Raw genomic sequence first — 25,503 nt, forward strand, 5'->3', positions numbered from 1 at the left:
AAACTTCTACCCCCCCCCCCCAGACCCTTCTAACACCAGCATACCTCTAATCACAATATCTCCTCCTTCTTCTGATAGCTCATCAGCGGGGTCTTTGGCTGAAGAAATCTCAATGTTCATAGAAGGCGGTCCCAGAAGTCCTTCGCCTTCTCCAGAGTTTTATGAAGTGGTTTGCATCGCTGGAGACAATAATGATGACACTACTTTTGAAGACTCGCTGGTGAGTACTGTCTATATAAATGGAAGTTGGCAAACTCAGCAAGAAGCTATATCTGAAGCTATGCATATCAGCGGTTTGAGAAATGAAGCTGTTCGACTCATGTATAACAATGGAAGCGGCATGTTTTGGCTGCCCTGCCTTCGCCGTACTTCACCTGGTAGCGATCATCCTTTGTGTCACGGGCTCTCGACGGTTGTGGAACAGTTTTTCTCTCATCCTCAAAATCAAGATAGGGATATTCTCATAATTTTCTATGGTGATGGAGGTTCTTATATACAGAGAATGTTAGAGAGTACGCAATATTCCGATCGCATTATGATTTTAGGGATTTCCCCTTCAGTCTTTATTCAAGGCGACTATAGGGTACAGAATTACCGTGTTTCAGGAGATTATGTCTCCTCTTTTGATTCTCTGGGAGCTTATGCTGTAAACACCTCAACTCTTCCTTATTCTTCAGGTCTTGAGGGTGTTTTTTGCCCTTCTGTCCGTTGTCCTACTTTTAATTGGGCTTTGCGTTTTGGAGAACGATGCTTGCTTAGGGAGAGAGTTAGGAATGCTGGGGATGAGGGAGCTGGCTCTGTAAGCTCCCCAATGTTACCGCCTCAAGGATCTAGTAGTAATATGGCTGTTGTCATTAATCCTAGTGACAGTCGTGCTATGGAAAGACTTGCAGCATGGTTAGATGAAGGGCCGACTTCAGCAGATCGTGAGATCAATCCTTATCCTCAAAACTGTCCTGATATAGCTTTAGCTGCTCTTTTTGCAATTAGTAGAATTTCAGGGCTCCTTCAAGAATGGGTACTGGCCTCTGTGCATTACAATCTGGATTTGCAGATTTGTTATTCTTTAATTCTTATGCACACTACTTGTGCTGTTCGTTATTTTTTCTTGCTCATTACAAATTATCCTCAGCTTAGAGAAAGAGTTCGTGCTGGACGAATCTTTGCACAAGCTTTATATGTACCGAGTGTATTAGTTCTTGTTTTTGATTACTTTAACCTCTTGCGTAGACTATGGATGCCTTTCCCAATCTTACAAGGAGTTTTCGTTTCAGCGTCTACAGTTGTAGGAAGTCTTATTTTTATGGAATGCCTTCGCTGGAGCGGGCGACCTCTTAGAAATCGTATACAACAATTTGCCTATCGACAAGCCACGGGAAACACCCTTCCTGTAGGAAGGGTGCGGGTTATTGAGATGGAAGCTATAGCGTTTGCATTAGGGTTTGCCTACTCTGTATACAACATTTATTTTCCTTTATCCATCATGGTTCTTAACCAGGTTGGCCTGCAAGTTCCACGTCTTCTAACACGTTCAAATGTATCTAGTGTTTATGATTTACAGAATAAAACTGCTCAGCAAAACTGGCAGACTGGCGATGTATTAGCGGTGAGCCTAACAATGAACTTCATCATAACTTCATTCGTTTTATTCGTTAATATTTGGTTCCTTTTGCGATCAGTGTTACACCATTGTAGGCGTCGTCGTCGCTAGCCTATATTTAGGAGGTTTCTTGGTGTAGACGATAGGTCTGCTCGTGTAGAAAAGAGAGCGAGTCCAAATTTGAGCCTTTCTAAGGGATTAGAAGGAATACCCCATAATTTCTTCTGCTATAGTGTCGTGGAAGAGTCGACCGCGTTTATTTAGGGAGAGAAATTGTCCATCGGAACTGAATAGGTGTTGCAATTCTACATGTTGCGTGAGCATTGAAATAAGCTTAGGAGGGAAATGCTTTTGGTCTGCCCCCTCGATGAGGCGAAGGCGTAGGGCAAGGGCTTCTTTGATTTTTTCTTTTTCTGGAAGAATTTCTGAAGTCTCTTGAGTGGGGAGATTCCTACGTACAGCACGTAGATATTGAGAAATGCGGCTATAATTTTTAGACCGTTCTCCGTGAAGGTATTGCGAGGCTGAAACCCCTAAGCCTAAGAAAGGGCGATCTGTCCAGTAATGGAGGTTGTGTTTCGCAATGTAACCTGGCTTAGCATATGAAGCAAGTTCGTAGTGTTGAAACCCTTTAGCGATTAAGAGATCTTCGGCTAGAAGGCTCATCTCGGCTAGAATCTCTTCTTTAGCAATCGTAGGGACTAGGGTTCTGCGATGTTTATAGAAAGAGGTGTGGGGATCTATAGTGAGATTATATAGAGAAATATGCGTAATTGGGAGAGTAAGAGCTTGATTTAGGTCACTTAGGAATATCTCTAAGGACTGTGTTGGCAGTCCATAGATCAGGTCTATGGAAAGATTACGAAAGCCATAATTCTGGCATCCTTGTAGTGCCGTGATTGTCGAAGATGAAGAATGTGTTCTGCCAAGGAGTTGTAGGATAGCGTCATCAAAGGTTTGTACGCCAATACTAATTCTATTTATCGGAGTTTCTTGCAGTTCACTTAGGTAGCTTGTAGTTAAATTTTCAGGGTTAGCCTCTAAAGTGATTTCCTGGGCATCGGGTCCTAGCTCTTTGAGGATGCGCTTGAGATAAAGAGGAGAAACCAATGAAGGCGTCCCTCCTCCAAAAAACACAGTATCCACGAAATGAGAGTCTTGGATTGCAGATAGCTTTTTTATCCCCTCTTGAATCACAGCAGTACAATACAACGATATCAACTCGTCTTTGTAGGGAATTGTATAAAAACTACAGTAGCGACATTTTTTTGTGCAGAAGGGAATATGAATATAAAGAGCTAAGGGAATCTTACCATTCATTGGCATCAGGATCGATGATACCACCTCGTCTCCAGCGATTGCGATCACTGAAGGGGTCTTCGTCGTCTTCATGGGAATAGTCGATTTCTACTGCTCCATCTTCACGTCCTTCATCAGTGAGTTCTAGCTCGACAGTTTCTCCTGGGTCAATATCGATTTCTGTTTCTGTGGGTTCTACAAATTCGATATCAGACATACTAGGACCGTCGGGATAGACAGTCTTTGCGGGACTACGTCGTGGTGTGACGTACTCTTCAATCTCTCCATTTTCTTTTAGGAGCTGTAGTCGTTCTTTTTCTTCGTAAATTTTATGTTCTAAGATTCGGATTTCTTCTTGGTGCCTACTAATTTCTTTTTTTGGCACTAAACCTAACTGCATCCATTGCGTAAGGTCATGAAGTTCTGATTCAAGTTTTTTAAGACGTTCGCTTTTCATCCAAGGGTTCCCATCCTGTATTCCGAGAGCAGGTGTATAGCATTTTTTTGTTTTTTTCAACTGTAGAAAAAAAACAAAGATTTTTTTTTTTGAAAAATAAAAATTTGCTATGAAGCAGACATTTAGATTGCATTTATTGAGCTTAATTATTTTATGGATTCCGAGTTTGCGGGGCAAGTATATTCTTCGGATATGGATTGGATAGAGTCTATGTATCAGAGATTTATGAATCATGAGACTCTTGATCCCTCCTGGAAGTATTTTTTTGAGGGGTATCAGCTAGGGCAAGCAGAATCTTCATCAGAAGCGATTACCAAGCTTTCTGGGAACGAGTCTATTGCTATGCTTCAAGAACAGAAATCACAATTTCTATGCAGGATGTATCGTTACTATGGATACTTGCAAAGTCAAATTTCGCCCCTTTCTCCAACCACCGATTCTCCACTAATTCGCGAAAAGATCGCTAAAATTGGTCTGGATGAACAGGTGCCTTCTTCTGGTCTTTTTCCTAAGGCTCAGGTCTCTGTACGTGAGCTGATCCAAGCTTTGAAAAAATGCTATTGTGGAAATCTTACTGTAGAAACCCTAACATGTATTCCCGAGTTGCAGGAGTTTGTTTGGAATCTTATGGAGAAACCCAAAGTAGAACGCTCCGCGCAACAGCTCCTTCGTTCTTATAAAGACTTATGTAAGGCAACGTTTTTTGAAGAATTCTTACAGATAAAATTTACGGGTCAAAAGCGTTTTTCTTTAGAGGGCGGAGAGACCCTAGTTCCTATGTTGGAACATCTTGCTCATTATGGATCAGCATTGGGAATTTCTAACTACGTCTTGGGCATGGCTCATCGAGGGCGTTTGAATGTATTAACTAATGTGCTTGGCAAGCCCTATCGCTATGTTTTTATGGAGTTTGAAGACGACCCTGCAGCTCGTGGTTTGGAGAGTGTCGGGGACGTGAAGTACCATAAAGGTTATGTGCTAAAGTCCCATCGGGAACATAGTGAGACCACCTTTGTTATGTTGCCAAATGCCAGTCATCTCGAATCTGTAGATCCTGTTGTAGAGGGGGTAGTTGCTGCGTTGCAACACCAAGGAGCAGCTGGTAAAGAGCAAAGCAGCTTAGCAATTCTAGTTCATGGAGATGCAGCATTTTCTGGTCAGGGAGTTGTTTATGAAACTCTGCAGCTGAGTCGTATACCAGGGTATTCTACTGAAGGGACACTTCATATTGTTGTGAATAACTACATAGGTTTTACAGCAGTGCCACGAGAGTCAAGGTCAACCCCGTATTGTACTGACATTGCTAAAATGCTAGGAATTCCTGTATTTCGAGTCAATAGTGAGGACGTCCTTGCTTGCATAGAAGCTATAGAGTACGCTTTGCAAGTTCGTGAGAGGTTTAGTTGTGATGTGATTATAGATCTCTGTTGTTATCGCAAGTATGGACATAATGAGAGTGATGATCCTTCAGTAACGGCTCCTTTGCTCTATGATCAAATTAAGAAAAAAAAGAGCATACGGGAACTTTTTAGGCAATCTCTCCTTGAAGGCCATAGTGCTGATATTTCTGAAGAGACTTTAGCCTCTATTGAAAAAGAGGTGCAAGGTAGCCTCAACAATGAATTTCAGATATTGAAAGAGAAGGAGCCAGAACCCTTTCCTAAAAAAGATTGTCGTCATTGTGATCGCTTAAATAACGGTGAGCTTATTTTGCACGATTTCGATGTTTCTTTAGATCGTGATACTGTCTTTCATATGAGTTCACGTCTTTGCAGTCTTCCTGAAAATTTTAATCCTCATCCTAAAATTAAGACTCTTTTGGAAAAAAGAATTAAAATGGCTCAAGGTTTGATTGGTTATGACTGGGCAATGGCTGAAGAGTTGGCATTTGCTTCGTTATTAATCGAAAGATATAACCTTAGGCTCTCAGGTCAAGATTCTATTCGTGGGACATTTAGTCAACGACATTTGGTTTGGAGTGACACTGTTACTGGAGATACCTACTCTCCATTACACCACCTTTCTGTAGAACAGGGCGCTGTGGAAATGTACAACTCTCCGCTTTCTGAGTACGCAGTTTTAGGATTTGAGTATGGCTATGCTCAACAGGCATTGAAGACTCTAGTGTTATGGGAAGCGCAGTTCGGTGATTTTGCTAACGGCGCACAAATTATTTTCGATCAATATATCTCTTCGGGGATCCAAAAATGGGATTTGCACTCTGACGTGGTTCTTCTTCTTCCTCATGGGTATGAGGGGCAGGGGCCTGAGCACTCTTCATCTCGTATAGAACGTTATTTGCAATTGGCAGCAAATTGGAATTTTCAAGTAGTATTGCCCTCCACTCCTGTGCAATACTTTAGGATTCTTAGAGAGCATACCAAACGAGATCTTTCTTTGCCTTTGGTGATTTTTACCCCTAAGTTGCTATTGAGACATCCACAATGTGTTAGTAGTTTAGAGGAATTTTCAGAGCCTGGTGGATTTCGCGCTATTCTCGAAGATGCCGATCCTAATTATGATGCAACTGTTTTGGTATTATGCTCAGGAAAGATTTACTATGACTATTTAGAAATGCTTCCTAAAGAACATCGTGATAATTTTTCTTGCTTACGTATAGAGAGCTTGTATCCTTTAGCTCTTGAGGATTTGGTAAAGTTTATTGATAAGTATTCTCATCTGAAACATTTTGTTTGGCTACAAGAAGAACCCAAGAATATGGGAGCCTATGACTATATGTTTATGGCATTACAGGATATTCTTCCTGAAAAACTGATATACATAGGACGTCCTCGGAGTAGTTCGACAGCTTCTGGATCAGCGAAGCTGAGTCGTCAAGAGCTGGTCACATGTATGGAAACCCTGTTTTCTTTAAGGTAAATTATGACTACAGAAGTACGCATTCCTAATATTGCAGAGTCGATCAGCGAGGTAACGATAGCCTCTTTGTTAGTCTCAGAGGGTAGTCTTGTTGAAGAAAATCAGGGCTTACTAGAAATTGAAAGTGATAAGGTAAATCAGCTAATTTATGCTCCAGCATCGGGAAGAATTCTTTGGGAGGTTGCCGAAGGGGATGTTGTTGCTGTGGGTGGTTTAGTGGGAAAAATAGAGACTGCTAGTGAAGGAGCAGACTCTGTAGATTTTCGATCTAAAGAGACTATAGAAGCTGAAATCATTTGCTTTCCTCAGTCTGAAGTATGCCAGTCTCCTCCTAAGAATAAAACCTTTGTTCCTTTTCGTGATCAGATTAAAAAAGCATCAAAAGGTCCTTCAGAAAGAGATAGAGGAGAAACTCGAGAACGGATGACTTCTATCCGCAAGACAATTTCCCGTCGCCTTTTGTCGGCCCTACATGAATCTGCGATGCTCACGACATTCAATGAAGTCCATATGACTCCTCTCCTTAATTTGCGCAAGGAAAAGCAAGAAGAGTTTACCTCTCGATATGGAGTCAAGTTAGGGTTTATGTCTTTCTTCGTGAAAGCTGTCTTGGAGGCTTTGAAGGTGTGTCCACGAATGAATGCCTATATTGATGGCGAGGAGATTGTCTATCGTGACTATTATGACATCTCTCTTGCTGTAGGTACGGATCGAGGACTTGTGGTTCCTGTTGTCCGTGATTGTGATACGCTTTCTAGTGGGGAGATTGAGCAGAGGCTCGCAGATCTTGCCTTGCGGGCTCGTGAAGGTCAGCTTTCCATAGGGGAACTTGAAGGAGGAAGTTTCACAATTACAAATGGAGGCGTATACGGATCTCTACTTTCGACGCCAATTATCAATCCCCCGCAAGTGGGGATTCTGGGAATGCATAAGGTAGAAAAGCGTCCCGTTGTTCTTGATAACGAAATTATCATTGCGGACATGATGTATGTCGCTTTAAGCTATGACCATCGCCTTATTGATGGGAAAGAGGCTGTTACTTTTTTAATCAAAGTGAAAGAATGTATTGAGAATCCCGAATTATTACTTGATTTATAATTTTTTTCACTTTCGTGAAAGCCCCTTTAGAGTTCAGAAACAGACGTTTAATTTCCCTTCTTTTCATCATGTAGAGGATTGCGATCCTCTTGAGTAAGGAACAATGTAAATCGGGAATCTGGTTGCCTAGTGGCTTTTTGTGAGGCCGAATTCAGGGCTCTAAGCAGCTTCGTGGGCAAGAATGTGTTCTGTGTAAAATGAGGTTGTCCAGCATGATTGAGGGGGGAGAAAACTTCTACTCCGTGAAGATGAATCCTGCGAATACCGCTCTCTATGAGATCCACAAACAGCTCTTCCAAGAAGTTCTCTGAGTCTGTAAAGTAAGAAGTTTCAGCAGAATCAAAGCTTAAATTAGACCGATGTTTTCTTTGTAAAAATGCTGCTACATCCTTGTCATAACAACCCCAAGGAGTCCATGCTAAAACTACTTCAGAAGAATTGTAAGAGAAAAATGCCCATTGGCCTGCTTGTTTTCTAGAGTCCATTTTAGCTTTCATTGTTAACCATTGATCTTTTCCTAAGAACTCTTGCAGCTCCTTTAGGGGAGTCGAAACAGCCTTCTCCTCTTGCCAGTGTGAAGTTTCTGGGGGAAGGAGGAATAGAAAGGGTACGCGCACCCCGTTTTCAGTAATGTCTGGGAGATTAGGTGCTTTAGCTGTGATGATTTTAAATTGCTCATTTTCCTTTAAACAGTGAACTTCAATAGAAGCACCATTTGTAATTTTAGTGCCCTTAGGAAGTTGTGCTTTCGGAGGAAGTTCTTTCAAAGATAGTGAACAGTTATTTAATAAGCCTAGTTTAGTATTATATGAGTACAGTGTTTCGCGTTTGGGAATGCCATAGCTTGTCGGTGGGACTGTAGTTACTGGGATTAGTATTGGTGGAATAAGAAAACCCCGAAAAACGGACCGTTCTTTTTGAGGAAACAGGGTAAGGATCAGAAGCACGATCCCTATGAATGCTCCTACTAGTGTAATAATGCCTGCAATAGCAAAGGACTGTATTAAGGGTGAGCCTAAAGCTATCAAAGTGATGAACGTGATCCCAGCGGCTAACATTAAACCAACAAAGAGTACATGGAGAACAGCAGACGCAATTAGAAGAGCGGTCGCACCTTTATTTTTGGATGAGGGCTGAGAAGGCTGCGTCTTTGTAGACTCAATATTCTTAGTTTGTCTAGGGATCTCTGCTGCCTGAGTTTTATGACTGAACGGGGCGCCTAATTTCATAAAAAACCTTTCGACTAGCATTTTCCCCAAAGAAGGTAGCTTGTAAAGTTTTTTTTGTCAAGAAAATAAGCTCAGTATAAGAGAGTTAGGATTTATCGTGGTATTCTTTTAAGCAACAGAGTCTTTGATAGGTTTAAGGAGAAACAGAGGTTTCTGGCTTGATTTCTTTACTCTCTGGGGAGGAGAAGTACCGCGGTTACATTGTTTTTACTTTTTGAGTTTTGGCCATCGAGCTTAGGATCAGGGTGGTGGGAGCGGTACCTTGAAGAAAAAAAGGCTTCGTGTTCCGAGTATGTACATAGGTTAGAAATAAAGATATGGTCTTTAGGGATCCCTAGATTACTCAGTTGCTTTTGAGCAATAGCCCGCAGGTCAAAATGGTTTTTTGGGTTCATAAAGGGAAGAAAGCTACGAGGAAACAATGTCGCATAATCAGGGTAGATGGCAAAATCTGGGCCGATTGAAGGGCCGATAGCTACAAAAAGATCTTGCGTTTTAGTGTGAAACAGTTTCTTCATGGTGCCCACTGTGACAGCATAGATGTTGCCAAGGAGTCCTCGCCAGCCGCTGTGCACATTTGCAATAGCATGGTGTTCTCGATCATAGAAGATAGCCGCCTGACAATCGGAATGGCGGATGTGGAGGGATAGAAGTGGGGATTGGGTGCACAGTCCATCTGCAGGTTGATAGTGGGGAGATGTGGGGGTAACAGCATGTATGGAAGTACCGTGGCGTTGGTGGAGGTCGCAATAATTTTGAGATCGTAGAGCTTTGGCAATCTCAGGATTCTGTGCTGCAAAGACAGTCCCTTCTTCGTCCTGTTGTTTTGAAAAGATTCCGTGGCGTATAGGGAATCCATTGAGCTCTTCGAAAGTCCAATAGTTCAAAGGGTGTCCGTGGAAGGCAAGTGTCATGCTTTAAACCTTGTTGAGTCTGGGTCTTTCCATACTCCATGTTCTTGTAAAAGTCGAATCAATTCTTCCTCAGCATCTTCCATAGGTATGTGGGCTTTTACACAGGTATGTTTTACATAAAGATCGATCATCCCTGGTTTGGAACCTACGAATCCAAAATCCGCGTCAGCCATTTCTCCAGGGCCATTAACGATACAGCCCATGATAGCGATCTTAAGTCCTGGTAGGTGTTTAGTTTTTTCTCGAATACGTAGTGTCACCTCTTCCAGATCGAAGAGGGTTCGACCACACATAGGACAGGAGATATACTCTGTTTTTACAAGGCGAACCCCTGCACTTTGTAGAGTTCCAAAGGCAATTTCTCGAGCCGCTGCTAAGGAAATGTTAGGTAGGTCAAGAACAACAGCCTCTCCTAGACCATCAAGGAGCAAAGCTCCAAACTCTATCCCTATCGAAATAGCAGCTTCTTCTTCGTTGTCAAAGTCCCTTGAAAATACTAGCTTCGTGGGTTTCCCTTGATGTCCTTCTTTCTCAAAGAAATCTCGGCAGGTATGAATGAAAGGGTCTGAAGCATGGAAATGCACAAATGGAGCATTATGAACAGCAGAGCTATTCCAAATCTCCTCATTGTGCTCATATAGGCAAGGTACTTGATAGTGATGAAAAACTAAAAAGTATTCTCGAAGTATATCTGTAATAGGGGCCTCTTTCAACTCAGGAGGGACGACGACCCCTTCAGGGGTTGTGAATGATTTTTCTTTTGTTATCGGATTCACTCCTAGTTGTTCTAAGAGTTGTTCTGGAGTAAAGTCGGTAAGGTGATGAGAATAAAGTTTCAAAAAAACCCCGTAAACGTCCCCCCACAGTGTTGTTTTAGTCGCCTTCTCTGCGGCAGCAACAAAGCTTTGGGAATGTGTTAGGGAGAAGGGATTTTTCTTTTCTGGAAGGTCTAGGTAGATTTTAGTTTGGCGTAGTAAGCTATCGCAAACAGAAATTTCTGTAGTAGGACAACCTGTTAGAGAGCAGCGTATCGTGTCGCCGAGACCCTCGGCAAGAAGAGTGCCGATCCCCACCGCGGATTTTATGATGCCGTCCATCCCCATCCCAGCTTCCGTGACCCCTAGGTGCAGGGGATAGTGCCAGCCTCTAGCATCTAAGTCTTTAGCGAGTTGGCGGTATGCAGCTACCATGACCTTAGGGTTGCTGGATTTCATTGAGAAGACGACATCTCTATAATCCATCCTTTCACATATAGCAATATATTCAATTGCCGAGGCTACCATCCCTTCGATGGTGTCGCCATATTTTTGCATGATTCTTTCTGAAAGTGACCCGTGGTTCACCCCAATGCGCATGGCCTTGCCAAGTCTTTTACATTTCTCTACTAAAGGAGCAAACTTCTCTTCAAGTCGTAAAAGACTTTGAGCATAGCTTGCTTCTGTATAGATCTTCGTCCCCTTGAACATATTACGCTTATCTACATAGTTGCCTGGGTTGATGCGAACCTTGTCAGCAAAATCAGCAACTAACATAGCTGCTTGCGGGAAGAAGTGGATATCTGCAACCAGGGGGATTTCCAATCCCAAAGCAACCAGCCGCTCTTTAATTTTTTCAACTGCTTGGGCTTCTTTGATTCCTTGCACGGTAACCCTGGCAATATCGCAATTATGTTCTGCTAGGGCACAAATTTGCTCTACTGTAGCTTCAACGTCTGTGGTTGCCGTAGTCGTCATAGATTGTGTTTTTATTGAGTGATCACTACCTATGTATAGGTGACCTATTTTTACGGCATGGGTTTTGCGTCGTGAAGAATTAATGCCAGAGATAGTGAATGTCATAAAAATTCCAAAATTATCAGAGTCCTATGAATTATAAAAGCCAGAGTAATTTTGTTGAAGCTCATAAAGCTTGTAAGGGATTTCTATATTTATAAAATTTATTAACTTTAAGACGAGTAAGAGAGGAAAAGCCTGAGATGTACGAAGACCTCGGGTATTTTTCACCGATCTTCTCATGGCCATGACTGTAATTTTATATAAGCAGTGCTGCTTGAAGGTTGAACTCTTGCCACTATATTCTTAAGGAAGAAGTGAAAGGATTTTGCGTTTGTGCAACACCCATTCTTTAGGGACAAGACCTTTTCTATACAGTTTCTTTATTTACGCATTTTTTATTTGGTGGGGAGCAAACAAGCGCGGCAAGAGCTACAACTATGAAGGATAACACTGACAATGGAAAAGAGGTTTACGGGAATCGATCCCGTGATCATACGCATCATTGCAACTGCTTTACAGAGTTCCTGAGACTGTGGAGTTTCGGGAACCTGTTTCTTTTTTCCTAATTTGGAATGGAGTTTGTCGTAGAAGGATTTGCCATTGTTATTTTGTACAAAGAGACTATAAGTACAGCGAAAAGGACGAGAGTAAGTAAGATTAAAGGTCCTACAATTGTAAAATAGGCACCGACAGACGATGCTATAAAGATGAGGGCTATAGCAGCACTCCCAGAAGCAAGGCCATTGAGGACGGAAAGAGTGGCAGAGACCACGAAGGCAATTTTTGTACATAATCCTGAAGCACGGAACTGTGCTTTGAATTCTTGGAATAACGTTTTTTTAACTGGAGGAGGAACCTCTGGAGTAGGAGAAGGCATAACTAACTCCTGATTTTTTTTGTAAAGCAAATTAATTTTATAATTAATTCTTTTTTATGTTATGAATGAATTTCTATTTATTATTAAAAATAGAATTTTATAGATTCTTATTTTAGGGGTTGCTTGTGGAAGAATAAAATATTTTAGTGTCAGTTAGTGAAAACAATACGCTGTTTTTCTAATTAGCTTTTTGAGAGGAAAGTTTGCGTTTGACTTGCTGTTCAGCGTCTTTTGCTTGAGGTTTGGTTAAAAGGGCAATCTTTATAGAAAGAAGAATCACACAGAGCACTGTTGCAAGAACAAGACCTCCTAGGATAATCAAGCAGATGGCAGGTGTCCCAGAAATGAAGAAAGCCGCAATTGTTCCTGCAACTTCTATCGCTAGAATTGCAACCAGGATTTTAACTAAGCATTGAATCGTCTTAATAGTTTTGTTTCGACGCTTTTCTTCCAGTGATTTGGAAATGAGTTGCATAGATTCTAGATTTCCAGAGGAGGGGCGGGGGCTTGTGGGTAGGGGAACAGGGGACACTAGTATGATCTTTTGGTTAGAATTTTCCTTATTTCCTAAAAGCCCCCGATCATTGATGGGAGTTGCTTTTAGATTTACTAGGACGAGTATACCGTGATTTAAGAAGTTAGAAAAGATTTTTTAAAAAATTTTATAACAGTTTTAGGTTTTCCAAAGAGAGAAAGCTTACTATTTTTTAAAAGAAAATTTTCTTTTCATAGGAGAAATTCCGCTTTTTTTCTTAAAAAGGGAATTGGGATGGCAGGGGGTTTAGAAAGAGTTATCGGAATTATGATCCATTTGCTTCTGATTCAAATGTCTGGAGAGGGTCTATTAAAGCTAACTTCATACCATCAATCCATTGTTGTCGTAGACTCAAGTCCCTTTCGCTCTTTTGGAGGGACATTGAAATGGGAGGAAAGCAGGGAAAGCTGTCGTACTGTTGCTTTACGTCGTTTGATTTGATCTAGACAGTTGAGATGAGCTTACTTACAGGACTATTATATTTTTCTTTGTTATGAGTTATCGTTCTACACTGCTATGAGTGAATATACTTCAGAAGAGTTATCCCAGTGCCATCCTGTTCTATTACAGAGAGTTTCCTTAAAGCAGTTGAAATAGGCCTTTAGTGCGGTCTTATAATCGTGCTTCATACTAGGAGCTAAGAGGCTTTTTGCTTAGGTTTTTGGTTGATGTTTCTTTAGGTTCTGTTCCTTGCTTTCCCTAAGAATCAATAAAAACTAATTCTTAGGGTTGCATTTGTTCGCTATTTAGTTAGGCGGGGTTATTAATAGCGTGTTGTAGTCTGTAAGGACTACATTCATTGGAATGTCCTTGTGCGTTGTTGCAAATGTCTCAACGGCTTGTAGAAGACCTTTTTTCACATTTTCTATCCATTGCATGTGGATATGATAGAGCTTGTATTGAGGACTAGCTGATTGTGTTTCGTCCACAGGAGGGATTTCTAGACTTCCTCCAGGTGAATATATACCAGAAGAAATCAGTGGAATTTGGAGAAGACTTACATCTCTGAGTAGAGCTTCACTAAGACAGTTCGTATAAGCTTCTTTAACGATGCTTTCTACTTTTTCAGGATGTTCTTTCAATTCTCCACTATATTTGGGACCAAGAAGTTGTGCTAAAAATAGAGGTTTTCCTGACGTCGGATCATTCATGCTTCCGTCTTGATTGATCCAATGTGTTGAACGACATTCACAAACAGATAATGGTTGACTTGGATATATCCTTCCTCCACCTGTTTTGCTATTTTCCCAACAAGTGGTATGGGTGGCTCTTGAGAGGGCAGCATTGGTTCCACCCCCTCCAGGGAGCATTTCTTTATTAGCTGAGTTAACAATCATGACTCTCTCTTTGGTTTTCAGGCGAGGCTGAGAAATGTCTCCTGTGGTAACTATCAAGGTAGTTTTAGAGTTTAGGTAGTGCCAGGCATAATATTTTTGATTAGGCTCTCTGGTCATCCAGGAGCCGTTTATCTCAGAAAGACTACCTAGTAGGGTCCAGTTGTTTTTCAGCATTTCATTAAGAGGGGGTGTAAGTGGAGTTATTGGAACTCTAGTAGGTGGGATATCCTTTCCAGGTTCAGGGAGCGTTTCGGACGGCTTTTTCTTGAAAAGAAGGTAGAGGGCTACTGCTGCTACAATTAAAGCCACACCTGTTACTATCAGTAGCAGAGGCATACCAAAGATTACAGCAACAATTCCAGACCCGATGGCTGTCGCTAAAGCAAGGACAGCAATTGCGATTTTCGCTATTTTAGCAACCCCCTGTTTATTTATACGATTGGGTTGTTCTGCGTGGATTTCGCTGTCTACAGCTTGTGATGTATCGAAACCTACGTCTGGGGTTGAAGAAATTCTAGTCATAAAATAACCGTTTAAATTAATTTGAGGAAAGATTGTACCTTAATTTTTGTTTTTTTAATAAAAAAATCGTGCTAGTTATTGATTTATAATAAAATCTTTACAAATTCTTTTTATTCTATTAATTAAGGATTGCCTCCTATTAAAGGAGTCATTTTCCTAAGCAGAAGTGACTTGGTATTTAGGTTATTGCTTGCTATGTGTCCAAACTCGCCTTTTCGGTTACCTTTATTTTGTCCTAACCTTTTCCCGCCGTCTATACACGGTGAATCCAAAGATGATCCTGAGGCTACAGAATCCCCTTTTTTCAGATATCTGAATGGTTAGGCTAATTTTTCAAGGTTTGAAGGGACCTCATAGTTTTATTTGGTGATACTAGGACCGATTGGGGGTTTATGAGAACGCCTTCTAAGAAAAGTTAAAGAGTTCTATTGGAGGACTGTTTTTGAAAAAGTTGGTTATCTAGCATTTCAAAAGCTTGCGTAAGGATAAGGGGGATTATTTCTAATAATTATAGAAAGAATTGTTCGTTTATGTGGATATGGTTAAGAACAAGAGAGAATAGAGAAATTCTTCTCTCTTCTTTTCCCTAGCTCTTTTCTGTCACCCCTAGAAAGAAGCTAGTTTTTGTGAAGCCTAAGAAAAGATAGAAGTAAGCACTCGGTTTTTCTAGTGAAATCAAGAGGGGGCCTGCTTTGTTATTTTTTCTTTTTTCGCACCTTCGGATAGCCTGTTCCAGCAAGAATTTAACAACATTATTAGTCCCACGGTTAATACTGTAATTATTATTGCAATAACAAGAACTCCCTCGTGTTGATAGGGTTGTGCTATCGGCACCGCATTAGTAAACCAAAGGGCAAGTCCTGCTATACCCCCTATCAAGACAATAGCGCCTAAGAGTAAGACTAGTGCCCGAAGTACTATATATTTGATTTGTGTACGGATTGAGGAAGACTTTCCCTCAGTTTCTACGGGTGTAGTTTTTGTTTTTTTTTCACATGGATAATGAGGAGACGTTGGGTTATGAAAAGCAATTTTTGTCATAATAACCTACCTATCAAATATGCAAAGATTAGTAACAATCTTTTATTGTTTTTTATTTAGTAATCTAATTACCTTCTTGTTTATTTAAGGATATCCATTTTAGTTGGATAGAAATCTATAAGTTATGTCTTCAATACTTTCTTTTGGAGATACGTGGGTCAAGTTCTTTCAACACAAGCAATAGTTAGGGGATAATCTGGATAAAGTTTGGCCATATATTGTATTGCTCCAACCATAGCTAAAGATTGTTCTTGTCTCGATTTTGGAGTGAGTTCTCTAGGGTAGAGGTGCTCTCGTAAGCTACATAGAGGGATTTGGATGAGTTGGATGTTTTTATCAATAGCAGTCTGGATATAGGTGACATAGAGCGCGTAATAATATTGGTAGGTTCTTTGTGGTATGAACGGTATTTTTGGGAGGGAGACTTGACCACGAAGATGGGGTTGCCAGTATGAGAATGTAGCAGAATCTCCTGTTGTAGGAAGTTCTTCAGTTACTTGAAACGTGGTCTTCTCGAATGCTTCGTTGATGAGGGATTCTGGGGAGGCAGTGACGTTTGAACAGGGAGGTGGATAAGAATCCTCGGAAGTCTCCTCAATTAATAGGGTCTTTCCCGTATCCTTAGATGAAATCAAGAGATGCTCTGGATTTCCTCCTTGTATGGATACCAGGGAAAGCAATGAGTTTTTAGCTTCCCATACTTTATAAGGATTGTTTGTGAGTAACAAGGAAGGTGAAGGAAGAAGCTCAAGGTCCTCAGATTTTTCTTCCCAATTTTCTTTGTAAAAATTCATGAAAACGGGGATAGAAGAGAAAGATGCGGGGGTAAAGAAGTGTTGTGGCTCAATACTTTCTTCTTCTGTATGAGTGCTGTCTTTTAAGCGTTTTACCGTTTTTTTATAAAGCATAAAGGCGCTAAGAACAGCAGTAACAAATACAAGTCCTGTTAGGAAGTAGATTACAGGAATATTTAAAAGGACTCCAATGAGTAGGGTACCTATTGTAGCTAGAACGGCAAAGATTGTGGTAATAAATAGAACCTGAGACTCAATCTTATCAAAATATCGGGAAGATTTTTTTTTAATTTGTGCTGGGGAATGATCTGTAGTTAGAGATGTTATTGAGGTTTTTGTCATAATTAAGAAATTAATTTTTTATTTCCTTTTAAATTATATCTCTTTTGTTGATATTTAAGTAATTAAAATGTCTTTGTGTTTTATTAAAATTTTATTTTAACTTTTCTAATTAAAAATAAAAAAAGGCGTGCCGTGCTTAATTATAAACTTTTTTAGAATGAAAAAGATCGCTCAAAATAGGGGAGCTAAGAAAAGAAGTCTTTCCGAAATGCAAATCGTTTTATAGCTACTTAAGAAAGAACTCGTCTGAATTGGTGTTGTATTAATCTAAAATTTTTACTTTCTAAGATTAGAAAGTAACTTTTACACAGCCACCTTTGATGCGGCATTGACAAGCAAGACGTTCGTTAGAGTCTTCGGGTTCTCCTAGAAAATCGTTTTCTGCTTCTGTAAAACTGGAAAGATTATCTTGGCCCTCTAGGACTTCTATAACACAGGTTCCACAAACCCCCTCCGTACAAGCAAAAGGAATGCCCGCCGATTCACAGGAATCTATGATATCACTGTTGTCTTCCAATTCGAACTCCTGTTGTTCATCATCAGAGGTAATGATTAGCCTAGCCATACCGTTCCCTGTTACTTGTTGCCTGGTAGATTAAATGAAGTTCGGAGTAGAGGGATTCGAACCCCCGACCTATTGCTCCCAAAGCAACCGCGCTAACCAGGCTGCGCTATACTCCGTAAAATAAAATTATCAGATAAAAAAGGACAACATTAGCATAGTAGGAAATAGTCGACAAGATCAAAGATTCTTCACAACTTCTCTCTAGAGTTTTACTTGCAGATATATGGAGAGGGGAAGTATGGGAAAAACAGGGATTTTCTAGGAGGCCGTTTTTGTGTCTGGGAAGAAAGATAGTGTTGGGGGAATGATCTTTGTCCCTCTTGGAATCCTATTACTAATCTTTTTGCCTCTTCCTCAGATCCTTCTTGATTTTGGATTATGTGTTAGTTTTGCATTATCTTTATTGACTGTCTGCTGGGTGTTTAATCTAAATTCAAGTAGTTCAGGGAAGCTCTTTTCTCCTTTTTTCTTGTACCTTTGCCTATTGCGATTGGGACTAAATCTTGCCTCGACACGGCGGATTGTCTCATTGGGAACAGCCTCTCCTATGATTTTTTCTCTAGGAAGTTTTTTCTCTTTGGGAAGTTTATGGGCAGCAACATTTGCGTGCCTCCTTCTTTTCTTTGTGAACTTTTTGATGATTTCCAAGGGTTCTGAAAGAATTGCAGAGGTGCGTTCTCGATTTGTCTTAGAAGCTCTTCCAGCCAAACAGATGGCTTTAGATGCTGATCTTGTTTCTGGAAGAGCTTCGTATAAGGCCATCAAAAGACAAAAAAATGAACTTGTAGAAGAAAGCGATTTCTTTTCTGCCATGGAGGGGGTCTTTCGTTTTGTTAAAGGGGATGCTATTATTAGTTGTATCCTTTTGCTTGTTAACGTGATTTCTGTAACTTGTCTTCATTATACTTCGGGTTATCCTCTTGAAGAAATGTGGTTTACAGTTTTAGGAGATACTCTAGTTAGTCAAGTTCCTGCTTTGCTTACTTCCTGTGCTGCAGCGACTCTTATCAGTAAAATCGATAAGGAAGAGAGCCTCTTAAACCGTCTAATAGAATACTACAAACAGTTGCGTCAGCATTTCAGAGTTGTCGCGCTATTGATCCTTTCTTTATGCTGTATTCCAAGTTCCCCAAAGTTTCCTATAGCTTTGCTTGCAAGTCTCTTATGGTTGGCATATCGAAAAGAGGAGCTTTCATCAGAAGATTCTTGTATAGCACACGCTTTCTCTTATGTAGAGGGGGTGTGCCCTAAAGAACAAGAATCCGAGTTCTATCGAGTATATCGCATTGCATCTGACAAAGTATTTGAAGATCTAGGAGTTAGGTTGCCTAAGCTGCATTGTCTGCGTAGTGAGGGAGAACGTCCTTCGCTTCGATTATTCGGCCAGAATTTATACTTTGATGAAATGACTGTAAAGACACTGCTTCCTTTCTTGAGAAACATAGCTCATGAGGCTCTGAATGGAGAGGCGGTCCAAAAGTACCTTCAAGAATCAGAGAGGTTATTCGGCATCGCCGTTGAGGAAATCATTCCCAAGAAAATCTCCTTAAGCTCGCTTGTGGTTCTTTCTCGTCTACTTGTTAGAGAAAGAGTATCGCTTAAGCTCTTTCCAAAGATCCTAGAGGCAGTTGCCGTATACCAAAATTCTGGAGATAGCTTGGAGATCCTTGCTGAAAAAGTGCGAAAATCTCTGGGGCATTGGATTGGAAGAAGCCTATGGGATCAGAAACAAACTCTTGAGGTCATCACCGTAGATTTTCATGTTGAAGAATTGATAAATAGTTCTTATTCAAAGTCTAATCCCGCAATGCAAGAGAACGTTATTCGCCAGATAGATAGTCTTTTAGAACAGTCAGTATTTAAAGATTTCCGAGCTATTGTTACCAGCTGTGAAACACGGTTTGAAATGAAAAAAATGCTCGATCCACATTTTCCAGATCTTTTGGTGTTATCTCATAATGAACTTCCTAAAGAAATCCCAATTTCCTTTTTAGGAATAGTTTCGGACGAGGTTTTAGTTCCCTAGTTTAATTCAATATGTGGTAAAACTTAGTATTTTTATGTTTTTTGTTAGTGTAAGTATTGTTTAAAAATTTTTTTTAAATTAATCTAATAAATAACTACATAAGAAAAAATTTGTGAAAACACAGCAGACTCAAAACATTGCAGAGGTTTGGAGCTTCTATTGGGAAACTCAACAAATTGAGTATCGCGATAGCTTAATCGAGTTCTACTTGCCTTTAGTAAAAAGTGTGGTTCATCGTTTGATTTCAGGGATGCCTGCTCACGTTAAGACCGAGGATTTATATGCTTCAGGTATTGAAGGCTTACTGCGTGCGGTTGAACGCTATAATCCCGAGAGAAGTCCTCGGTTTAAAGGGTATGCGGTATTTTTGATTAAGGCTGCAATTATTGATGATCTGCGTAAGCAAGACTGGGTTCCCCGCAGTGTACATCAAAAAGCGAATAAGTTGTCAGGAGCTATGGACTGTCTTCGCCAGTCTTTAGGCAAAGAACCCACTGATCTTGAACTTTGTGAGTATCTCAATATTTCGCAACAAGAACTCTCGGGATGGTTTGTATCAGCTCGTCCTGCACTACTTGTTTCCTTGAATGAAGAGTGGCCTTCCCAAAGTGATGCTGGATGTGGTATAACCCTTCAAGAGAAAATCGCCGATGAACGGGCGGAGACAGGTTACGATGTTGTAGATAAAAAAGAATTTTCTCTATATCTAGCCAATGCAATTCAGGAACTTGAGGAAAAGGAACGCAAGGTCATGGCCTTGTATTACTATGAAGAGCTTGTCCTTAAGGAAATCGGCAAGGTCCTCGGAGTAAGTGAATCTCGCGTTTCTCAAATTCACTCTAAAGCACTACTTAAGCTTCGTGCAGCGTTATCGGCGTTTCGATAAATAAAATTCCCAGGTTTTAAGAGAATTCCCATAGCTAGGAGTACCCCACCTACGACACAAACTAATCCGTAAAGAATCTGTTTAGTCAACACCATAACAATGCAGCCGACAATCGTGCAAATTCCTCCCAGAGTCAAAAGAAGAATATTGAGCAGCCATTCTTTCAAACATGGCGAGAGGAGGGGGAAGGCTTTTGTAGTTGGGGGAATGGTATTTAGAACAGTCGGAACCCCGAGCGGAGATGTAGACATAGCAACCTTATCTTTAGAAAAGATAGAAGTTATGGTACCCCAGAGAGGGGATTATTCTCAGCGTACAATCTTTTCTTTATTCTTAGATAAGCGGTGCCTTGCATATAAGCTTCAGGATCGATAAGATAGAGCTTCGCAATTCTTACTGTGTGCCACCACTCATGCAATCATGGTTAAACTACTTACAAGAGCGAGATATTGTTGAAGATTTTTCCTCTGGCTTGGAGTCCGTAGAGGGACCTATATCAGGTTATTTGGGATTTGATCCTACCGGACCAGCTTTGCACATTGGTCACTGGATTGGGATTTGTTTCTTGAAACGACTGGCGACTTTAGGGGTGACTCCTGTGGCGCTAGTTGGGGGAGCTACAGGCATGGTTGGGGATCCCTCAGGGAAACATAGTGAGAGGTCGCTACTTCAGACAGACGAAGTTTTAGATAATAGTCAAAAGATTAGCGCGTGTTTGCAGAGATATCTTCCTGGTATTACTCTTGTAAACAATGCAGACTGGCTGCAGAAGATGTCCTTGATTGATTTTTTACGTGATGTAGGGAAACACTTTCGTTTAGGCCAAATGCTCGCAAAAGATACAATAAGGCAGCGGGTGCAGTCTGATGAGGGAATTAGCTATACTGAATTTAGCTATTTAATCCTGCAGTCATACGATTTTTATCACCTATTTAAAAATTACCGCACAATCTTGCAGTGTGGTGGTAGCGATCAGTGGGGGAATATCACTTCAGGAATAGATTTCATTCGCCGTAAAGGATTAGGTCAGGCTTACGGTCTTACCTATCCTTTATTAACTAATGCTCAAGGGAAAAAAATAGGAAAAACAGAATCAGGAACCGTATGGCTCGATCCAGAACGAACCTCTCCTTTTGAGCTATACCAATACCTGCTCCGTTTGCCTGATAGCGACATCCCTAAAATTGCTAGGACGTTAACTTTATTGAGCAATGAAAAAATTCACGATATTGATAGAGAATTACAGACCGATCCAATTGCAGTAAAGGAGTTTGTCGCTCAAGATATCCTGCGTGCTATTCATGGAGAACCAGGGCTTCAAGAGGCACTTTCCGTAACTCGTAGTATCCATCCAGGGAGTCTTTCATCCTTATCCCAAGAAGATTTTCATGAGTTATTTGTAGGAGGTATGGGAGTGTCATTGGATAAATCTGAGGTATTAGGAAAGCAATGGTTAGACGTATTTTTTGCTGTAGAACTGTGTAAATCCAAAGGAGAAGCTCGAAGGCTAATTGAACAAAAAGGATTATATATTAATAATGTGCCCCTTGCTAATGAGCAGAGTGTTTGTGAAGAAAAAGATATCTTTTATGGTCACTACGTGTTGTTAGCTCAAGGTAAAAAGCGAAAACTTGTTCTATATCTAAACTAGTTTAAGGAGGTTAGGTAGATTTGCAAACGGATATTGGTCTTATAGGCTTAGCTGTCATGGGGAAAAATCTTGTCTTAAACATGATAGATCATGGCTTTTCTGTCTCTGTGTATAATCGGACTCCAGAGAAAACTCGGGATTTCTTGAAAGAACATCCGAATCACAAAGAACTTTTGGGTTTTGAATCGCTCGAAGATTTCGTGACTTCTTTGCAGAGGCCCCGGAAGATAATGTTGATGATACAGGCAGGGCAGCCCGTGGATCAAAGCATTCATTTGCTATTGCCTTTGCTAGAATCAGGCGATGTGATTATCGATGGTGGGAATAGCTATTTTAAAGATTCCGAACGCCGATGTAAAGAATTGCAGGAAAAAGGGATTCTCTTCTTAGGCGTGGGGATTTCTGGAGGAGAAGAAGGTTCGCGTTATGGCCCATCAATTATGCCTGGGGGAAATCCTGAGGCGTGGCCACTAGTGGCTCCTATTTTTCAATCAATAGCAGCACAAGTGAACGGCAGTCCCTGCTGTTCTTGGGTAGGAGTTGGCGGTGCAGGTCACTATGTAAAGGCTGTCCATAACGGTATAGAATACGGAGATATCCAGTTGATATGTGAAGCCTACGGTATTTTGAGGGATTTTCTAGAACTTTCTTCAACTGCCGTTGCTACAATTTTTAAAGAATGGAATACCCTAGAATTAGAAAGTTATCTGATTCGCATTGCTGCTGAAGTCTTGGCCTTGAAAGATACGAATGGAGTCCCTGTCATTGATACCATTTTAGATGTTGTTGGTCAAAAGGGTACTGGAAAATGGACCGCGATCGATGCTTTAAATTCTGGAGTGCCCCTCTCTTTAATCATAGAAGCTGTTCTTGCTCGTTTCCTTTCTTCTTGGAAAGAGGTTCGTGAGAGAGCTGCTCGTGATTATCCAGGAACTCCCTTAATTTTTCAAAAGCCTCATGATGCCTCAGTATTTATTCAAGATATTTTTCATGCTTTGTATGCTTCAAAGATCATCAGCTATGCCCAAGGATTCATGCTTTTAGGAGAAGCTTCAGAAGAATACAATTGGGAATTGCACTTAGGAGAAATTGCTTTGTTATGGCGCGGGGGCTGCATTATTCAAAGCGCATTTTTGGATGTTATATATAAGGGATTTGCTGCTAACCCAAACGATTCTTCTCTCATCTTCCAAGAATATTTTCGTGCAGCACTACGCCACGCTGAGACGGGATGGCGTAGGACAGTAGTCACTGCAATTGGCGCAGGACTGCCTATTCCATGTTTAGCAGCAGCCATTACCTTCTATGACGGCTATCGCACAGCAAACTCTTCTATGTCGTTAGCTCAGGGACTTCGAGATTATTTTGGGGCTCATACTTATGAACGTAAAGATTGCCCTCGAGGAGAGTTCTATCATACCGATTGGGTACACACAAAAATTACAGAAAGAGTCAAGTAAATGCAAGAAATCTCAAGATAAAAACGATCTTGAGATTTCGTTCGCATCATTAACAAAGATTGCTGAGTTTAAGCTCTGATGTTAATCTAATTTTAGAACTTCGATAAACGCTGTATTGGGAATGGAAACTTTCCCAAATTCTTTCATACGTTTTTTCCCTTTCTTTTGCTTTTCCCATAGTTTTCGCTTCCTAGTAATATCTCCACCATAACACTTTGCTGTGACATTCTTAGAAAGAGCACGAATAGTTTCTCTAGCAATTACTTTTTTATTAATAGCAGCTTGAATGGGAATCTTGAATAGTTGTTGTGGAATCACATCAACAAGTTTCTCACAGATACTTCTTCCACGAGATTCTGCTTTGTCTCTATGGACTAAACAAGAAAAAGCATCTATAGGCTCTTCGTTGATCAGGACCTCTAATTTGATGATCGATCCCTTACGATAATCTCCAAGACGGTAGTCAAACGATCCGTAACCTTTGGTTACGGACTTCAACTTATCATTGAAATCTGAGACAATTTCATTTAAGGGAAGGTCATAAGAAAGAACCAAGCGGTGCTGATCTAACATCTCGGTTTTTATGCACACGCCGCGTTTATCTAAACAGAGGCTCATGATATTGCTCAGATATTCTTGAGGAGTGATAATATTCACATGAACCCAAGGTTCTTCGACATGCTCAATGATCGCAGGATCGGGGTATCCTGAGGGGTTATCAATATGTAGAGTCTTCCCATTTTTTAAGATCACTTTATAGATCACACTCGGAGCTGTTGCAATAATATCTAAGTCAAATTCTCGAATGATTCTTTCAAAGATAATTTCAAGATGAAGAAGACCTAAGAAACCACAACGAAAACCAAAACCTAGAGAGTGACTGCTTTCTTGTTCTACGGTTAAAGCAGAATCATTGAGCTGCAGTCTTCCTAAAGCATCTTTCAAAGTATCAAAATCAGAAGAATCTATAGGATAAATTCCAGCAAAGACTACTGGATTGATTTCTTTAAAGCCTTCTAGAGGGGTTTTCGCAGGATGCTTTGCTTTAGTGACTGTATCGCCGATCTTCACATCCTTAACTTTTTTGAGATTAGCAATAAAGAAACCTACCTGTCCAGGGCGTAATGAGTCTTCTATAAACGTCGCTTTAGGGAGAAAGGCTCCTATACCTAATACTTCAAATGAGGAGCCTTTAGAAGCCATAAAAATAATACGATCCCCCTTTTTTAATTCACCACTAATAATGCGTACATAGACCATAATTCCAACGTAAGAATCATAATGGGAATCAAAGACTAGCGCTTTAAGCTCGGTTTCTTCAGGTGCTTTTGGAGAAGGAACAAGCTCAATAATTGCTGTAAGGATGTCTGGGATCCCGACCCCTGTTTTTGCAGAACAGGCTACAATGTTCGTAGTATCTAGGCCTATATAATCTTCAATCTGTTTGGCAATCCTAACGGGATCAGCAGCAGGAAGATCAATCTTATTTAATACAGGAATGATCTCCAGATCTCTCTCGAGAGCAAGGTAGACATTAGCAAGGCTTTGCGCCTGCACGCCTTGAGCAGCATCCACAATAAGTAAGGCTCCCTCACATGTAGCTAGAGATCGGGAGACTTCATAGGAAAAGTCCACGTGGCCAGGTGTATCAATTAAATTCAGTTGATAAACTTCTCCTTCATATACATAGGTCATGGTCACAGGATGGGCCTTAATTGTAATGCCACGCTCTCTTTCAAGATCCATAGAATCTAAAAGTTGCTCACGCATTTCCCGCTCTTCTACTGTGCTTGTACTTTCTAAAAGGCGATCAGCAATTGTAGACTTCCCGTGATCGATATGCGCTATAATTGAAAAATTACGAATGTTCTCTAGCTTATATTCTTTCAAAATATACTGTGGTGTCGTCTGGTTTTATTAATGGCTTCATAAGGCTGTATTGAGAAAAATCGTTTAGAAAAAGATCAGTCTCTAAAATATTCTTACAGCTTGCATTTCTTATTTTTTTGCTAACAAGAAGATCCTGGCGGTTATCTTTAGCTTTGCACAAGTCAAAGTATAATAGATGACATGTAGAAACCACAAGAGTTTAAAGTCGAATCCGCGGTACGGTTCCAGAGTTGCTATCCCTATCGAAATGAAGTTAGAAGAAGTTCCACGCTAGTATGATTAAAATTATTACGGCCAGGGACTCTTCTGAAAGGGAAAAACGTTC

21 protein-coding genes and 1 tRNA gene are annotated in these 25,503 nt (G+C 40.6%); 8 read left to right on the forward strand and 14 right to left on the reverse strand.

The window, feature by feature from the left end:
• Positions 1 to 1,711 (forward strand): DUF687 family protein (locus CMV32_RS04205; protein ID WP_204524844.1); only part of this gene is annotated, 1,711 nt, incomplete at its 5' end.
• An 87-nt stretch (positions 1,712 to 1,798) separates the two neighbouring features.
• On the opposite strand, the gene hemW is transcribed toward CMV32_RS04205, so the two are convergent.
• Positions 1,799 to 2,920: a radical SAM family heme chaperone HemW gene (hemW, locus tag CMV32_RS04210; RefSeq protein WP_100934679.1), complete on the reverse strand. Its 1,122-nt coding sequence runs from the start codon at positions 2,918 to 2,920 to the stop codon at positions 1,799 to 1,801.
• Positions 2,910 to 3,356: a hypothetical protein gene (locus CMV32_RS04215; protein ID WP_100934794.1), complete on the reverse strand. Its 447-nt coding sequence runs from the start codon at positions 3,354 to 3,356 to the stop codon at positions 2,910 to 2,912. Before CMV32_RS04215 ends, hemW begins: the two co-directional genes overlap by 11 nt.
• Before the next feature lie 153 nt (positions 3,357 to 3,509).
• On the opposite strand from CMV32_RS04215, the gene CMV32_RS04220 reads away from it, so the two are divergent.
• Positions 3,510 to 6,236 (forward strand): 2-oxoglutarate dehydrogenase E1 component, encoded by a 2,727-nt coding sequence (locus tag CMV32_RS04220; protein ID WP_100934680.1) that lies wholly within the window; start codon positions 3,510 to 3,512, stop codon positions 6,234 to 6,236.
• Positions 6,237 to 6,239: 3 nt separating this feature from the next.
• A complete protein-coding gene (gene sucB / locus CMV32_RS04225) occupies positions 6,240 to 7,334 on the forward strand; it encodes a dihydrolipoyllysine-residue succinyltransferase (protein WP_100934681.1) in 1,095 nt (364 codons plus the stop codon).
• 47 nt (positions 7,335 to 7,381) lie between these two features.
• Here sucB and CMV32_RS05635 read toward each other — a convergent pair whose 3' ends face one another.
• From CMV32_RS05635 to CMV32_RS04255, 5 genes are all read right to left on the reverse strand, one after another.
• The gene (locus tag CMV32_RS05635; protein ID WP_239923157.1) at positions 7,382 to 8,563 is read right to left on the reverse strand and encodes a hypothetical protein; all 1,182 of its coding nucleotides are present in this window, start codon (positions 8,561 to 8,563) and stop codon (positions 7,382 to 7,384) included.
• A 167-nt stretch (positions 8,564 to 8,730) separates the two neighbouring features.
• Entirely contained in the window at positions 8,731 to 9,477 is a 747-nt protein-coding gene (pgeF, locus tag CMV32_RS04240) for a peptidoglycan editing factor PgeF (RefSeq protein WP_100934682.1), read from the reverse strand.
• Positions 9,474 to 11,315 carry a 4-hydroxy-3-methylbut-2-en-1-yl diphosphate synthase gene (locus CMV32_RS04245; RefSeq protein WP_100934683.1) on the reverse strand — a complete coding sequence of 614 codons (1,842 nt, stop codon included), beginning with the start codon at positions 11,313 to 11,315 and terminating at the stop codon, positions 9,474 to 9,476. Before CMV32_RS04245 ends, pgeF begins: the two co-directional genes overlap by 4 nt.
• 499 nt (positions 11,316 to 11,814) lie before the next feature.
• The gene (locus CMV32_RS04250) at positions 11,815 to 12,129 is read right to left on the reverse strand and encodes a hypothetical protein (RefSeq protein ID WP_100934684.1); all 315 of its coding nucleotides are present in this window, start codon (positions 12,127 to 12,129) and stop codon (positions 11,815 to 11,817) included.
• A gap of 178 nt (positions 12,130 to 12,307) precedes the next feature.
• Complete coding sequence (locus CMV32_RS04255; RefSeq protein WP_239923158.1) at positions 12,308 to 12,661, reverse strand: hypothetical protein; 354 nt, start codon at positions 12,659 to 12,661, stop codon at positions 12,308 to 12,310.
• A gap of 237 nt (positions 12,662 to 12,898) precedes the next feature.
• Between CMV32_RS04255 and CMV32_RS04260 the strand changes: the two genes are divergently transcribed.
• The gene (locus CMV32_RS04260; protein WP_100934686.1) at positions 12,899 to 13,105 is read left to right on the forward strand and encodes a hypothetical protein; all 207 of its coding nucleotides are present in this window, start codon (positions 12,899 to 12,901) and stop codon (positions 13,103 to 13,105) included.
• A 305-nt stretch (positions 13,106 to 13,410) separates the two neighbouring features.
• Here CMV32_RS04260 and CMV32_RS04265 read toward each other — a convergent pair whose 3' ends face one another.
• From CMV32_RS04265 to CMV32_RS04285, 5 genes are all read right to left on the reverse strand, one after another.
• Positions 13,411 to 14,523, reverse strand: coding sequence for a hypothetical protein (locus CMV32_RS04265; RefSeq protein WP_100934687.1), 1,113 nt, complete (start codon positions 14,521 to 14,523; stop codon positions 13,411 to 13,413).
• Between the two features lie 675 nt (positions 14,524 to 15,198).
• Entirely contained in the window at positions 15,199 to 15,564 is a 366-nt protein-coding gene (locus CMV32_RS04270; protein ID WP_100934688.1) for a hypothetical protein, read from the reverse strand.
• Between the two features lie 158 nt (positions 15,565 to 15,722).
• The gene (locus CMV32_RS04275; RefSeq protein WP_239923159.1) at positions 15,723 to 16,700 is read right to left on the reverse strand and encodes a hypothetical protein; all 978 of its coding nucleotides are present in this window, start codon (positions 16,698 to 16,700) and stop codon (positions 15,723 to 15,725) included.
• 289 nt (positions 16,701 to 16,989) lie between these two features.
• Entirely contained in the window at positions 16,990 to 17,265 is a 276-nt protein-coding gene (locus CMV32_RS04280) for a 2Fe-2S iron-sulfur cluster-binding protein (protein ID WP_100934689.1), read from the reverse strand.
• Between the two features lie 41 nt (positions 17,266 to 17,306).
• Positions 17,307 to 17,381: transfer RNA gene (locus tag CMV32_RS04285), tRNA-Pro, on the reverse strand.
• Between the two features lie 158 nt (positions 17,382 to 17,539).
• Between CMV32_RS04285 and CMV32_RS04290 the strand changes: the two genes are divergently transcribed.
• Positions 17,540 to 19,291: an FHIPEP family type III secretion protein gene (locus CMV32_RS04290; protein ID WP_100934690.1), complete on the forward strand. Its 1,752-nt coding sequence runs from the start codon at positions 17,540 to 17,542 to the stop codon at positions 19,289 to 19,291.
• A gap of 112 nt (positions 19,292 to 19,403) precedes the next feature.
• Positions 19,404 to 20,177: a FliA/WhiG family RNA polymerase sigma factor gene (locus CMV32_RS04295; RefSeq protein ID WP_100934691.1), complete on the forward strand. Its 774-nt coding sequence runs from the start codon at positions 19,404 to 19,406 to the stop codon at positions 20,175 to 20,177.
• On the opposite strand, the gene CMV32_RS05440 is transcribed toward CMV32_RS04295, so the two are convergent.
• Positions 20,126 to 20,428, reverse strand: a complete 303-nt coding sequence (locus CMV32_RS05440) for a hypothetical protein (RefSeq protein ID WP_151899120.1) — start codon at positions 20,426 to 20,428, stop codon at positions 20,126 to 20,128. The genes CMV32_RS04295 and CMV32_RS05440 overlap by 52 nt on opposite strands.
• A 161-nt stretch (positions 20,429 to 20,589) precedes the next feature.
• Here CMV32_RS05440 and tyrS point away from each other — a divergent pair, with 161 nt between their 5' ends.
• Both tyrS and gnd read left to right on the forward strand, forming a co-directional pair.
• On the forward strand, positions 20,590 to 21,828 hold the full coding sequence (gene tyrS / locus CMV32_RS04300) for a tyrosine--tRNA ligase (protein ID WP_100934692.1): 1,239 nt from the start codon (positions 20,590 to 20,592) through the stop codon (positions 21,826 to 21,828).
• Between the two features lie 20 nt (positions 21,829 to 21,848).
• A complete protein-coding gene (gene gnd, locus CMV32_RS04305) occupies positions 21,849 to 23,288 on the forward strand; it encodes a decarboxylating NADP(+)-dependent phosphogluconate dehydrogenase (RefSeq protein ID WP_100934693.1) in 1,440 nt (479 codons plus the stop codon).
• 81 nt (positions 23,289 to 23,369) lie between these two features.
• Here gnd and lepA read toward each other — a convergent pair whose 3' ends face one another.
• On the reverse strand, positions 23,370 to 25,178 hold the full coding sequence (lepA, locus tag CMV32_RS04310; RefSeq protein WP_100934694.1) for a translation elongation factor 4: 1,809 nt from the start codon (positions 25,176 to 25,178) through the stop codon (positions 23,370 to 23,372).
• Positions 25,179 to 25,503 lie beyond the last annotated feature (325 nt).

Source organism: Candidatus Chlamydia corallus (assembly GCF_002817655.1).
GTDB classification, from domain to species: domain Bacteria; phylum Chlamydiota; class Chlamydiia; order Chlamydiales; family Chlamydiaceae; genus Chlamydia; species Chlamydia corallus.